Raw genomic sequence first — 12,452 nt, 5'->3', positions numbered from 1 at the left:
TCTTCTCTGAGTTCTTTAACTTAGTAAATCTGGATACCGATAAACAGGTAATTCATCTACTCGCATTTCAAAGGGTGCATTTTTACTTGCAGGCGAGTAAACTCTAATTTTGCCTTGTTTGGCTATGCGTTTAAGTACGCCGCCAATTTTAACCAAAGATTTTAAAACTTTCCAGTTAACTATTTGATCCGGGCATTCAATAATTAGTGTTGGGACTTCGCTATAAGTGGTAATATACCACTCACAATTAGAGAGTAATGCCTGCTGTTCAGGATGACAAGCATCATAAAAATATTTAGCAAGCATCTCTTCCAATTGTAGACGTTGTAAAGTATCTTCCAAACCGGAAGCATCAGGTGGTAAATCTTCAAATGGTAGAGAAGAAAGATTCATAGTAATTCCCCATCTCTTTAATGAGACATTGCTGCTTTGGTACGGGGACAAGTTTCTAAGTCTTGATTCACGGGAACTTCAGGTTTTAAGCCAATCCAAGCATTTATTTTTTCTAAGTTAAATCCCACTGTTAGTACATCACCAACTTGAATTAATGGACGGCGAATCAATAAAGGATCTGCCATCATTAACTCTAATGCCGTGTTCTCATCTAAAAACTCAGGATTTACGTCACCTGATTTAACGCGAGGGGCGCTATAATTAAACCACTCACGAACAGGTAAATCTCCAAAAAACGGACGTAATTTTTCTTTAGTCCAAGTAGTAGTTAAGAGATTTTCTGGCTGTACTTGGTGTCCAGCTTCTAAGAGTAAAGCTTTTTGTTTTTTGTTATTGGTACAACCGGGCTTTTCGTAGAAAATTACAGTAAACATAGTAGGTTAATTTGGGAAAGTTGGGGTACAATTAAGTTAAGGGAAATTGTTGATAGCTGTACATGGTTGGTGATAGTTTATCAGCTAACAAATCAACAATTTTTTCAGGAGACATTTTGCTACAGCGAACTTTTCCTGGCATTAAAAGTACGTTAGGTGCAGAAGCACAACATTTTAAACATCCGGTATATTCAATAACTACTTGATTTTGTAAACCCCGATCGCACAAAGCAGCTTCTAATTCTTGACTCAGCTTTTTACCACCCCGTTTCATGCAACCAGATTTTTTACAAACTAATAACTTGACTTTTTTAGATTTAAGAGTCGATTCGACAATATCTACTGTTGGTAAGCAATTATTGAGACAATCTTCTCCCAAAGATTCATTAACTTTATTAACTTGATAAGCTGTTAATTTAGGTAAATCCGTAAAATGTTTTTGTTTTCTTTCCCCTGATACTTCAATGCGATCGCCCGGAATTAAAACCTGTTTAATTTTCCCCCTTGTCTCTTTCGGTAACTTAATTTGCAACACATTATTTTCTACCGCAATTCGCAAAGATTTAATTTTCCCACTGGACTTTTGTTCAAAACCTAAAAACTGTCCTTCTAAAAAGAAGCTTGACTGAGGTTGAAAACTACACATATCCATCGGGGTAACTCCTAATCTTTGCAAATGTGGACGCAGAATTTATCTCATTAAGTTTGTTGTAACGACTTTAGTCGTACATTCTGGGAATAAAAGCACTGAAGTGCTCACAACGAACCTGGTTTGTTGTAACGACTTTAGTCGTACATTCTGGGAATAAAAGCACTGAAGTGCTCACAACGAACCTGGTTTGTTGTAGCGACTTTAGTCGTACCTTCCTAAATCAAAACGCAGTGACGCTAAATATGATGGGATGGTGCGTTACGTTATCACGCTTCGCACCCTACAAAAAATTCAATTTAGTCGCGGATCACCTTAGCCTCTACAGTCATAGGTAAACTTAAAGTATCGGTTAAATCAGGAATTACTAATTCCCAACCATTTGCCAAAACAAAATGTTTACCTTCCGAAACTTCCTTTTCGCTGACAACTTCCTCTTCTAAATCTTTTTTGGGTACATAAGCAATTAAATGTCCAGCGCAATTATGACGCAACATTACTTTCATAAAATTCCTCCACTAGTTCCAATTCTTTTTTTCGGCAACCGACTATTATGCCTCTCTCTACAAAATGTACTGCATAAATATAGTACATTTGCAAATAATCACCTATACCAACTATATACCCAACGTCGCCTTTTTTAGCTAAAGTTTCTCCGATTTCTTTATTAGGAAAAGTTCCATCATTGCGGATTAACTTTTTCACTTTCACCTTGTCTTCCATATCAAAAGCAGGTGGGCCAAATAATTCATTTTCATCTGATGCCGATCCCATGACTAATCCTCCGAGTATTAACTAAGTTCAACAATTCTTCAACATTTAAACCGCGTTTAACTTGTCCTGAAAGCTGCCGGACTTTTTCTAAAAGGGAATCAATTTCTGATGGTTCTAGAACAATATTATGCTGTTCTAATACATTAATAAGTAGATGCTTCCCGGAATGTTTGCCCACAACTAAACGCCGTTCCCAACCTACTTCTTCGGGAGCAAATGGCTCATAAGTTAAGGGATTTTTCAACACACCATGAGCATGAATTCCTGACTCGTGAGCAAAGGTATTTTGACCGACGATTGCTTTCCAAGGAGGAACTTCATTTCCTGATGCTTTGGCGACTAATTGTGAGAGTTCTTGAAACTTGCGGGTATTGATACCGAGATCCATTGCATAAACTCGTTTCAACCCCATGACTACTTCTTCTAATGCAGCATTACCTGCTCTTTCTCCCAATCCATTCACAGTAGTATTGACTGATTTTGCACCTGCTAAAATTCCGGCGATCGCATTTGCAGTTGCCATCCCCAAATCATTATGAGTGTGCATTTCAATGGGAATTTGTAAGTGCGAAACTAACCGTTTAACTTTAGCGTAAGTACTAAAAGAATCGAGTATTCCTACTGTATCACAAAAACGAAATCTAGAAACACCTAATTCTTGAACTAAGAGTGCTACATCTAAGAGAAAACTTTCATCTGCTCTCGAAGAATCCTCACCTCCAACTGAAACAAACAAACCTTTATCTAAGGCGAAATTAACGCTATCTTTTAGTCGAGACAAGATTAACTGCCATTGTCCTTGAAACTTGGCATTAATTTGAATTTCCGAAACAGGAATCGAAATATGAACTCGTTGCAAACCACAAGCTATAGAAGCTTCAATATCAGCTAAAACTGCGCGGTTCCAACCCAAAAGTTTGGCAGACAAACCAGCTTCTACCACAGTAGAAATTGCCTTTTGTTCTTCTTGACCCATCGCCGGAATGCCAATTTCTAATTCTTGCACTCCAATGCTGTCGAGAAAAAGAGCGATCGCCAATTTTTCTTCTATAGTAAAAGCCACACCAGCGGCTTGTTCGCCATCCCGGAGAGTCGTATCATTAATCTGAATAATTTCACTCATGGTACTGCACAAGTTTAAAGTTTCCAATCTTTAGGAGGTTGCATTTCCAACCAATCAAAAATTCTCGTTAACTGCTCGATCGAGATTAATCCATACTGCCAAAGTAACATCGGTAAAGGGTCATGCCATTGCTGATGAGTACGGAGTGCCATTGCGATCGCAGAACTAGAAATCTGTAAATCATCTTGGAGAAAGTTGATGAATTCGCTAAACTTAAAACTGCGTTCCATGACATTACCTCCCGTACTTGGATTAATCTAACTGGAATTACTAAAATCCCCGGAAATTTTAGTTCGCCAACAGCGTTCTAACCAATCAACTAATTCTGCACGAGAAGCTATAAATTGCTGCACAGTACTGCGAACTAGAATTGCTTCAATACTGTTATTTACCTCAACTCGCAGCGAACCATCATGAGGACACCAGCAAGAAATCATTAACTCTTGCAACCGATGATAAACTTGCCAACGATTCGGACGAGAAATTTCGACAATCTGACTAGCTAAAGGCGGAAAATTAGGAGAGTCAAACATAATTTTCTTGATTGATTCTCTGTAAATTTTTCAGGTCTTTGACTTGTTGTTCCAATTGTTCAATGCGATCGAGCAAACCGCGAATCACAGTTGCTTCCGTATCAGGTAACTTGCCATGTTCCAAAGGACAACCTTTACCCTGCTTAGAAACAATTCGACCCGGAATTCCTACCACTGTGCAATCAGTAGGAACATCGCGCAGCACAACCGAACCAGCACCAATGCGGACATTATCCCCAACGCGGATATTACCCAGCACCTTTGCACCAGCACCCACCACCACATTGTTTCCTACAGTAGGATGGCGTTTACCGCTTTCCTTCCCCGTACCGCCGAGAGTAGCACCTTGATAAATTAGCGAGTAATTGCCAACGATCGCAGTTTCGCCAATCACTACTCCCATGCCATGATCGATAAACACACCAATCCCTATCGTTGCACCAGGATGAATCTCAATTCCCGTGAACAATCTGCCAATGTGCGAAATCAAACGTGGGAAAAAACTGACCTTGTGTGCGTACAACCAATGGGCGACGCGATGCAAACACAGAGCATGAAAACCAGGGTAACAGATAATCACCTCAAGCCAATTCCGCGCCGCTGGGTCTCGCTCAAAGATAATCCGAAAATCTGCCAGTATTGCATTTAATCCTAGAGAATCGCTCTTTTTGGAACCAGATCCAGGAGTCTCAGAACTAGGAGAACACCTAAACCTCTGGAATAGAGATACTTTATCAGTCGGTTTGGTAGAAGGCAGTAGCATCGACAGAGGAACCAACGCTGTTCTCCTGCTTATAACAAATTGATTTTTAAAGTTGCGATCGTTCTGAGTGGATTGGAATTATTAGACTTATTAACCTTGCACTCAAAGTCCTCAAAACCTCTCTATTTAATAGATAAAAAAAACTTTGGGGGTAGGGGGTCGAGTATTTTTCCCATCAGGTACAAGTATTTTTTATTGGGGGTACTGGCATTTTTGTACTCAAAACCCAACCCCAACCTCCTTAACTGGTAAGGGTTTTAGCCTAATATCATTATCAAAAAAATCTGTACTCACAGGTCGATCGATCCCCCCTAACCCCCCTTAACAAGGGGGGAACTGGATTACTCCTCGTCTCCTCGTTCCCAGGTGGAACCGGGGAATGAGATCTGGGAGGTAGAACCTCTCTTGCCTTCTACCTTCTGCCTTCTGCCTTCTACCTTCTGCTTTTCCCAGCAAGTGTAACAAATTTTGTCACAATGACTACCGTTTAAAATTAAAGTGCTATTTTGGATACATAATCACAATTTAATTTGCAAATCGCACCTGTTCCAAAATCGCCTTAAATAGATTTTGAGTACAGGATTGGAAACCAAAAAACAGGCGTAAAAAACCATCAAACCTTTGCTATATAAAGGTTTACGCCTGAGTACAAGCTATTCTCGTACCCCTTACCAGAAATACTCACACCTCTACCCGAAAATACTAGTACCCTCACCCCGAAAAAAATTTTCGATCTATATCAGCGTATGGTTTGAGGGCTTGAGTACAAATCTAATAAATTCAATAAATCTGAATCCAGGGCAAAAGTTCGGGCTGGTTGAAGACCTGTTGGTATAAATCCAATAACGTCAGGCACTTAAATTTCAGCAGAAGACCAAAACAAAGTTCGCTTCTTTTGCAGCTAAGTGTACTTACGCCGGAAACACAGCAAGTTACTGGGAAATTCGATGTCTTCAACCACAACATTAGTCACGACGACACCGGAAGCGATAAAGTCAGATGCGACCACTGCTAAAACCAAAAAATCTGGCGGTTGCGGTTGCAGTTCTTCTTCCACTGAAACAACCCTCGACGAAAAAATTAAAGAACGCATCGCCAAGCACCCTTGCTACAGCGAAGAAGCACACCACCATTACGCTAGAATGCACGTTGCAGTTGCACCAGCTTGCAACATTCAATGCAACTACTGCAACCGTAAATATGATTGCGCCAACGAAAGTCGCCCTGGAGTAGTTAGTGAACTCCTGACACCGGAAGAAGCCGCACATAAAGTATTGGTAATCGCCGGAAAAATTCCCCAAATGACCGTTTTAGGAATTGCGGGCCCCGGAGATCCATTAGCCAACCCAGAAAAGACTTTCCGCACCTTTGAATTGATTGCTGACAAAGCCCCAGATATTAAACTGTGCTTGTCTACCAATGGTTTAATGCTTCCCGATCATGTCGATCGCATCAAGCAACTCAACGTCGATCACGTCACCATAACTATTAATATGGTAGACCCGGAAGTAGGAACCAAAATTTATCCTTGGGTACACTACAGACGCAAACGTTACAGAGGTATCGAAGGAGTTAAAATCCTCCACGAAAGACAGATGGAAGGCTTACAAGCCCTCAGAGAAGCCGACATCCTCTGCAAAGTCAACTCCGTAATGATTCCCGGCATTAACGACGAACATTTAGTTGAAGTTGACAAAGTAATTCGGGAAAATGGCGCATTCTTGCACAACATTATGCCCCTGATTTCCGCACCGGAACATGGTACACACTTCGGTTTAACCGGGCAACGCGGGCCTACACCCAAGGAACTGAAGGCGCTACAAGATAACTGTTCCGGCAATATGAAAATGATGCGCCATTGCCGTCAGTGTCGCGCTGATGCGGTGGGATTGTTAGGTGAAGACCGTTCTCAAGAATTTACCAAAGATAAGTTCTTGGAAATGGCACCTGAATACAACCTAGAGAAGCGTCAAGAAGTTCATGCAGCTATTGATAAGGTTCGGGAAGAACAAGAAGCTATCAAAGTTGCCAAAGCGATCGCTAAGAAAGCTGCTAACACTCCCAAAATCTTAGTTGCAGTAGCAACCAAAGGAGGCGGTTTAGTTAACCAACACTTCGGTCATGCCAGAGAGTTCCAAATTTACGAAGTTGATGGCGTAAGCGCCAAATTCGTCGGACACCGCAAAGTTGAACAATACTGCCAAGGCGGTTTCGGTGAAGAGGAATCTTTAGACGGCATGATGAAGATGCTAGAAGATTGCAAAGCTGTCTTAGTTTCCAAGATTGGTCATTGTCCCCAAGAAACTTTGCAAAAAGCCGGAATTGAACCAGTGGAAGCTTACGATTTAATCGATAAAGTGGCTTTGGAATTCTATCAAAAGTGGCTCTCCACTCAAACTGCAACAGTGTAACTTCCCTACGGGGGTTATGAGTTACGTCGATAAGTTATGAGTGATGAATAAATTCAAAACTCTTTACGGGCGGGTTTAGTACACAATCTTTGTCTCTGACAAATAATCTCTAGGCAAAACCCGCCTCTACACCTCAAAACTCAAAACTCTAAAAGGAGGGGCAATGACTTACACAATTACGAATAACTGTATTGCTTGCGATCGCTGTTTACCTCAATGTCCAACTAAAGCAATTTCTGTTAAAGGACAGACCTACCAAATAGACTCTAACTTATGTAATGGTTGCGTCGGTTTTTACAGCATTCCCCAATGTCAAGCGGTTTGTCCGACTAATAATGGTTGTGTTCGTAGATTAAGTGCTATTGCCTCTTCTGAGGATTACTGGGAGTCTTGGTTTAACACCTATAACCACTTAGTTAATCGCATCAGTAAAACTAAACAAGACCCTTACTGGCAGAAGTGGTTTAACACCTATTCTCAAGAACTTAAAAGAGTCATTGTATCTCGTTAATCTCAGACTATAGGAGCAGCATTATGTCAGTAATTTATTTAGATAACAACGCAACTACAAGAGTTGATGAAGCAGTTTTAGCGGCAATGCTGCCCTACTTAAGTGAGTTTTACGGTAATCCTTCTAGTATGCACACCTTTGGTGGTCAAGTTGGCAAAGCAGTTAAACAAGCCAGAGAACAAGTTGCCGCTTTGTTAGGTGCAGAATCTACCGAAATCGTCTTTACAAGTTGTGGCACAGAAGGTAATAATTCAGCTATTCGCGCCGCTTTAGCAGCACGTCCGAACAAAACTCACATTATCATTTCTCAAGTTGAACACGCTGCTGTTTTAAATCAATGTAAACAGCTAGAAAATCAAGGTTATACTGTTACTTATCTTTCCGTAGATGGTCAAGGACAAATCGATTTAGCTGAGTTGGAAGCATCCCTCACGGGTAACACAGCTTTAGTTTCAATTATGTATGCTAATAATGAAACTGGTGTGGTGTTTCCGATCGAACAAATCGGTCAAATCGTTAAAGAAAATGGCGCGATCTTCCATGTAGACGCAGTGCAAGCAGCAGGCAAAATTCCTCTGAATATGAAAACCAGCACTGTGGATATGATGACAATTTCCGGTCACAAATTGCACGCACCCAAAGGCATTGGGGTTTTATATGTCAGAAAAGGTGTGAGATTCCGTCCGATGTTAATTGGCGGACATCAAGAAAAAGGAAGACGTGCAGGAACAGAAAATGTACCGGGAATTATTGCGCTAGGACAAGCCTGTGAATTAGCACTACAACATCTGGATAATGTATTTGAAGAACAAGCCTTGCGCGATTTGTTAGAACAAGGTATTCTTAATACTATCCCTGATACAGTAGTTAACGGACATCCCAAATATAGACTTCCCAATACTACTAATATTGGCTTTAAATATATCGAAGGTGAAGCAATTCTACTTTCCATGAATCAGTATGGAATTTGTGCTTCCTCTGGTTCGGCTTGTACTTCTGGTTCTTTAGAACCCTCCCATGTTTTACGAGCAATGGGTTTACCTTATTCAGTGTTACATGGTTCGATTCGGTTCTCCTTGTCTCGTTACACCAAACAAGCAGAAGTCGAAAAAGTCTTATCAATACTGCCACCAGTTATTGAGCGTTTAAGAGCTTTATCACCTTTCAAAAATGACCAGGAAGCCTGGTTGCAAGAGCAGGAAAAAGCCCTTGCTGCAACTCCTAAATAAACTGACGGATTTGCTTTTCCAAATTTTTATCAAACTGCAACATTTACAACAGAAATCGCCAAGGCTATGTGGGAATATACAGATAAGGTAATGGACTTGTTCTACAATCCAAAAAACCAGGGGTTGATAGAAGCAGCAGACAAACCAGGAATCAAAGTTGTTACGGGAGAAGTAGGTAGCATTGCTTGCGGAGATGCCCTCAGATTACACCTCAAAGTTGATGAAGCAACTAATATAATTCTAGATGCTAAGTTTCAAACCTTTGGTTGTGCAAGTGCGATCGCTTCTTCCTCTGCCTTAACCGAAATGATTGTCGGCATGACAGTCGATCAAGCTTTGAACCTAACCAACAAAGAAATTGCCGAATACTTAGGCGGATTACCCGAAGAAAAAATGCACTGTTCCGTAATGGGGCAAGAAGCATTAGAAGCAGCGATTTACTCCTACAAAGGTATCCCGCTAGCGCATCATGAAGAAGACGAAAGTGCCATGATTTGTCGCTGCTTTGGGATTACAGAAACCAGGATTAAAAAGACGATTAAGGAAAACAATCTCACCACTGCTGAACAAGTCACAAATTATATTAAAGCCGGGGGCGGTTGCACTACTTGTTTATCAGATATTGATGATTTAATTACCGATGTTTGGGAAGGAGTCGAACAAGAAAAAATTCTAGTTCCTGTAATTGAACCAGAAACAGATACCTTACCTAAGTTAACCAACCTGCAAAAAATCACTCTCATTCAAAAAGTTCTAGAGACAGAAGTTAAACCATTCTTAGCCGCAGATGGCGGAGACGTTGAACTCTACGACGTAGAAGGCGACAAAGTAAAAGTTGTACTCAAAGGTGCTTGCGGTTCTTGTCCTAGTAGCACAGTAACTTTGAAAGTTGCGATCGAACAAAAATTACAACAATTAGTATTACCAAGTTTAGTTGTTGAATCAGTCTAAAAATCAGGAAAAAGAATCATGAAAAGTTATCAATATTCCCCAGGATTGCCTGTGGGACGGTCGCCGCCAAACCCACATCTGAAGCCCAATCCATACTCAACTACTCAAGCATTCAAAGAATACACAGCATAACATTAAGGAGACAAACCAATGACTGACGAAAAAATTAGACAGATTGCGTTCTACGGCAAAGGCGGTATCGGCAAATCCACAACTTCTCAAAATACGATCGCAGCAATGGCAGAAATGGGCCAACGCATCATGATCGTAGGTTGCGACCCCAAAGCAGACTCTACCCGTTTGATGTTACACAGCAAAGCCCAAACCACAATTCTCCACTTAGCTGCTGAACGGGGCGCTGTAGAAGATTTGGAACTCGAAGAAGTATTGTTGACCGGATATCGTAATGTACGTTGCGTTGAGTCTGGTGGTCCAGAACCCGGTGTAGGTTGCGCTGGACGTGGCATCATCACCGCTATTAACTTCTTAGAAGAAAATGGCGCTTATGAAGACCTCGATTTCGTATCTTATGACGTATTAGGCGACGTTGTGTGCGGTGGTTTCGCAATGCCTATTCGTGAAGGAAAAGCACAAGAAATCTACATCGTTACCTCTGGTGAAATGATGGCGATGTACGCAGCTAACAACATTGCACGAGGCGTTCTGAAATATGCACACTCTGGCGGCGTTCGTTTAGGTGGTTTGATTTGCAACAGCCGTAAAGTTGACCGGGAACTCGAACTAATCGAAACCTTGGCAAAACGTCTGAACACCCAAATGATTCACTTTGTTCCTCGTGACAACATTGTTCAACACGCAGAACTACGTCGGATGACTGTTAACGAATATGCACCCGACAGCCAACAAAATGAAGAATACAAGCAATTAGCTAAGAAGATCATCGATAACAAGAACCTCACTGTTCCAACTCCAATCTCTATGGACGAACTGGAAGACTTGTTAGTTGAATTCGGTATCTTGGGCGGTGAAGACGAATACCAAAAAGCACTCGAAGCAGACAAGGCAAAAGTTACTGTCTAAGTCTAATCCGTCATTTGTTAGGGAATGGGGAATAGAGATAGGTAGGAAAAATTCTTCCTCACCTCCCTACACTCCTCCCTTTCCCTACTCCCTACTCCCTACTCCCTACATTGAAACGAGGCTTTGAATCATGACAACAACCAACGACACCATCCCCACAACGAACGAAGAGAAAAAAGAACTACTTAAGGAAATTATTGAAGCTTACCCAGAGAAAGGTGGTAAGAAACGGGCAAAACACCTCAACGTATACGAAGAAGGCAAATCTGATTGCGGAGTTAAATCCAACGTTAAATCTGTTCCAGGCGTAATGACCACTCGTGGCTGTGCTTATGCAGGTGCTAAGGGTGTGGTTTGGGGCCCAGTCAAGGATATGATCCACTTGAGTCACGGCCCTGTTGGTTGCGGTTATTATTCCTGGTCTGGTCGTCGTAACTATTACATTGGTATTACAGGTGTTGATACCTTTGGTACCATGCAGTTTACCTCCGACTTCCAAGAAAGAGACATCGTATTCGGTGGTGACAAAAAACTGGCGAAACTGATCGATGAAATGGAAGAACTCTTCCCATTAAGCCAAGGTATCACGATCGAATCTGAATGTCCGATCGGTCTAATCGGAGATGACATCGAAGCAGTTGCTAAAAAGAAAGCCAAAGACATCGAAAAACCAGTTGTACCTGTACGTTGCGAAGGTTTCCGGGGCGTTTCTCAATCTCTAGGACACCACATCGCCAACGACACAGTAAGAGACTGGGTGTTGCCCAAAGCAGACCAATATCGCAAGACTCCCGAAGGTTTTGTATCTAGCCCTTATGATGTCAACATTATCGGTGACTATAACATCGGTGGAGACATTTGGCCTTCTCGCATTCTCTTAGAAGAAATCGGCTTGCGCGTAATTTGCCAATTCTCTGGTGATGGTACATTCAACGAAGTAGTGATGACACCGTTAGCAAAATTGAACTTGATTCACTGCTATCGGTCCATGAACTACATCTGCCGTCACATGGAAGAAGCTTACGGTATTCCTTGGATTGAATACAACTTCTTCGGCCCAACTCAAATTGCTTACTCTCTGCGGAAAATCGCCTCGAAATTTGACGAAACAATTCAAGCCAAAGCAGAAGAAGTTATCGCCAGATACCAACCCCAAGCAGAAGCCATCGTTGAAAAATATCGCTCTCGTTTGGCAGGCAAAACCGTAATGATGATGGTTGGTGGTCTGCGTCCACGTCACATCGTCCCAGCTTTTGAAGATTTGGGAATGAATGTAATTGGTACAGGTTATGAATTCGGTCACAACGACGATTACAAACGTACCGCTGAATACATCGAAGACGGCACCATTATTTACGATGACGTTTCTGGTTATGAATTTGAGCAAATCGCTGAAAAAATGAAACCAGATTTGATCGCTGCTGGAATTAAAGAAAAATATGTCTTCCACAAGATGGCGTTACCATTCCGGCAAATGCACTCCTGGGATTACTCTGGCCCATATCACGGCTATGACGGATTTGCAGTGTTTGCACGCGATATGGATTTGGCAATTAACAACCCAACTTGGAGTTTAATCAAAGCTCCTTGGAAGAACGAAGACTAAGGACTAGTTTGGGGACTAGGGGGCAGGGGAGCAG

General features: G+C 41.7%; 15 protein-coding genes. 6 read left to right on the top strand and 9 right to left on the bottom strand.

What is annotated here, in order from left to right; all coding sequences use genetic code 11:
- Nucleotides 1–15: 15 nt before the first annotated feature.
- The 9 genes from IQ264_RS12135 to cysE form a co-directional block, all read right to left on the bottom strand.
- Nucleotides 16–393 (bottom strand): hypothetical protein, encoded by a 378-nt coding sequence (locus tag IQ264_RS12135; protein WP_193981042.1) that lies wholly within the window; start codon nt 391–393, stop codon nt 16–18.
- A gap of 17 nt (nt 394–410) precedes the next feature.
- A complete protein-coding gene (locus IQ264_RS12130) occupies nt 411–827 on the bottom strand; it encodes an ArsC/Spx/MgsR family protein (RefSeq protein WP_193981041.1) in 417 nt (138 codons plus the stop codon).
- Nucleotides 828–858: 31 nt separating this feature from the next.
- A complete protein-coding gene (locus IQ264_RS12125; protein ID WP_193981040.1) occupies nt 859–1,479 on the bottom strand; it encodes a (2Fe-2S) ferredoxin domain-containing protein in 621 nt (206 codons plus the stop codon).
- Nucleotides 1,480–1,775: 296 nt separating this feature from the next.
- Entirely contained in the window at nt 1,776–1,982 is a 207-nt protein-coding gene (gene nifT / locus IQ264_RS12120; protein ID WP_193981039.1) for a putative nitrogen fixation protein NifT, read from the bottom strand.
- Nucleotides 1,960–2,250, bottom strand: a complete 291-nt coding sequence (locus IQ264_RS12115; protein WP_193981038.1) for a nitrogen fixation protein NifZ — start codon at nt 2,248–2,250, stop codon at nt 1,960–1,962. Before IQ264_RS12115 ends, nifT begins: the two co-directional genes overlap by 23 nt.
- A complete protein-coding gene (nifV, locus tag IQ264_RS12110) occupies nt 2,231–3,373 on the bottom strand; it encodes a homocitrate synthase (protein ID WP_193981037.1) in 1,143 nt (380 codons plus the stop codon). The genes IQ264_RS12115 and nifV overlap by 20 nt, the downstream gene beginning before the upstream one ends.
- Nucleotides 3,374–3,387: 14 nt before the next feature.
- On the bottom strand, nt 3,388–3,603 hold the full coding sequence (locus IQ264_RS12105; RefSeq protein WP_193981036.1) for a DUF2949 domain-containing protein: 216 nt from the start codon (nt 3,601–3,603) through the stop codon (nt 3,388–3,390).
- A gap of 27 nt (nt 3,604–3,630) precedes the next feature.
- Nucleotides 3,631–3,906: an Asr1405/Asl0597 family protein gene (locus IQ264_RS12100; protein ID WP_193981035.1), complete on the bottom strand. Its 276-nt coding sequence runs from the start codon at nt 3,904–3,906 to the stop codon at nt 3,631–3,633.
- Nucleotides 3,899–4,684, bottom strand: a complete 786-nt coding sequence (gene cysE, locus IQ264_RS12095) for a serine O-acetyltransferase (protein ID WP_228061481.1) — start codon at nt 4,682–4,684, stop codon at nt 3,899–3,901. Before cysE ends, IQ264_RS12100 begins: the two co-directional genes overlap by 8 nt.
- 932 nt (nt 4,685–5,616) lie before the next feature.
- Here cysE and nifB point away from each other — a divergent pair.
- The 6 genes from nifB (at nt 5,617) to nifD (ending at nt 12,418) form a co-directional block, all read left to right on the top strand.
- Nucleotides 5,617–7,080, top strand: coding sequence for a nitrogenase cofactor biosynthesis protein NifB (nifB, locus tag IQ264_RS12090; protein ID WP_193981034.1), 1,464 nt, complete (start codon nt 5,617–5,619; stop codon nt 7,078–7,080).
- 163 nt (nt 7,081–7,243) lie between these two features.
- Nucleotides 7,244–7,591, top strand: a complete 348-nt coding sequence (locus IQ264_RS12085; protein ID WP_193981033.1) for a 4Fe-4S dicluster domain-containing protein — start codon at nt 7,244–7,246, stop codon at nt 7,589–7,591.
- Between the two features lie 23 nt (nt 7,592–7,614).
- Nucleotides 7,615–8,820 carry a cysteine desulfurase NifS gene (nifS, locus tag IQ264_RS12080; protein WP_193981032.1) on the top strand — a complete coding sequence of 402 codons (1,206 nt, stop codon included), beginning with the start codon at nt 7,615–7,617 and terminating at the stop codon, nt 8,818–8,820.
- 66 nt (nt 8,821–8,886) lie between these two features.
- Complete coding sequence (gene nifU, locus IQ264_RS12075; protein WP_193981031.1) at nt 8,887–9,771, top strand: Fe-S cluster assembly protein NifU; 885 nt, start codon at nt 8,887–8,889, stop codon at nt 9,769–9,771.
- Nucleotides 9,772–9,921: 150 nt separating this feature from the next.
- On the top strand, nt 9,922–10,812 hold the full coding sequence (gene nifH, locus IQ264_RS12070; RefSeq protein ID WP_193981030.1) for a nitrogenase iron protein: 891 nt from the start codon (nt 9,922–9,924) through the stop codon (nt 10,810–10,812).
- Nucleotides 10,813–10,942: 130 nt separating this feature from the next.
- A complete protein-coding gene (gene nifD / locus IQ264_RS12065) occupies nt 10,943–12,418 on the top strand; it encodes a nitrogenase molybdenum-iron protein alpha chain (protein WP_193981029.1) in 1,476 nt (491 codons plus the stop codon).
- Nucleotides 12,419–12,452 lie beyond the last annotated feature (34 nt).

This window comes from [Phormidium] sp. LEGE 05292 (genome assembly GCF_015207735.1).
Taxonomy (GTDB): Bacteria; Cyanobacteriota; Cyanobacteriia; order Cyanobacteriales; family Aerosakkonemataceae; genus Floridanema.
The sequence above is the reverse complement of the archived record's forward strand: the minus strand, read 5'-3'. Positions and strand labels throughout refer to the sequence as shown.

What these genes read in the sequence shown, in the direction of transcription:
- IQ264_RS12135 (WP_193981042.1), bottom strand. Translation starts at nt 393, where the DNA reads ATGAATCTTTCTTCTCTACCATTTGAAGATTTACCACCTGATGCTTCC.
- IQ264_RS12130 (WP_193981041.1), bottom strand. Translation starts at nt 827, where the DNA reads ATGTTTACTGTAATTTTCTACGAAAAGCCCGGTTGTACCAATAACAAA.
- IQ264_RS12125 (WP_193981040.1), bottom strand. Translation starts at nt 1,479, where the DNA reads ATGGATATGTGTAGTTTTCAACCTCAGTCAAGCTTCTTTTTAGAAGGA.
- nifT (WP_193981039.1), bottom strand. Translation starts at nt 1,982, where the DNA reads ATGAAAGTAATGTTGCGTCATAATTGCGCTGGACATTTAATTGCTTAT.
- IQ264_RS12115 (WP_193981038.1), bottom strand. Translation starts at nt 2,250, where the DNA reads ATGGGATCGGCATCAGATGAAAATGAATTATTTGGCCCACCTGCTTTT.
- nifV (WP_193981037.1), bottom strand. Translation starts at nt 3,373, where the DNA reads ATGAGTGAAATTATTCAGATTAATGATACGACTCTCCGGGATGGCGAA.
- IQ264_RS12105 (WP_193981036.1), bottom strand. Translation starts at nt 3,603, where the DNA reads ATGGAACGCAGTTTTAAGTTTAGCGAATTCATCAACTTTCTCCAAGAT.
- IQ264_RS12100 (WP_193981035.1), bottom strand. Translation starts at nt 3,906, where the DNA reads ATGTTTGACTCTCCTAATTTTCCGCCTTTAGCTAGTCAGATTGTCGAA.
- nifB (WP_193981034.1), top strand. Translation starts at nt 5,617, where the DNA reads ATGTCTTCAACCACAACATTAGTCACGACGACACCGGAAGCGATAAAG.
- IQ264_RS12085 (WP_193981033.1), top strand. Translation starts at nt 7,244, where the DNA reads ATGACTTACACAATTACGAATAACTGTATTGCTTGCGATCGCTGTTTA.
- nifS (WP_193981032.1), top strand. Translation starts at nt 7,615, where the DNA reads ATGTCAGTAATTTATTTAGATAACAACGCAACTACAAGAGTTGATGAA.
- nifU (WP_193981031.1), top strand. Translation starts at nt 8,887, where the DNA reads ATGTGGGAATATACAGATAAGGTAATGGACTTGTTCTACAATCCAAAA.
- nifH (WP_193981030.1), top strand. Translation starts at nt 9,922, where the DNA reads ATGACTGACGAAAAAATTAGACAGATTGCGTTCTACGGCAAAGGCGGT.
- nifD (WP_193981029.1), top strand. Translation starts at nt 10,943, where the DNA reads ATGACAACAACCAACGACACCATCCCCACAACGAACGAAGAGAAAAAA.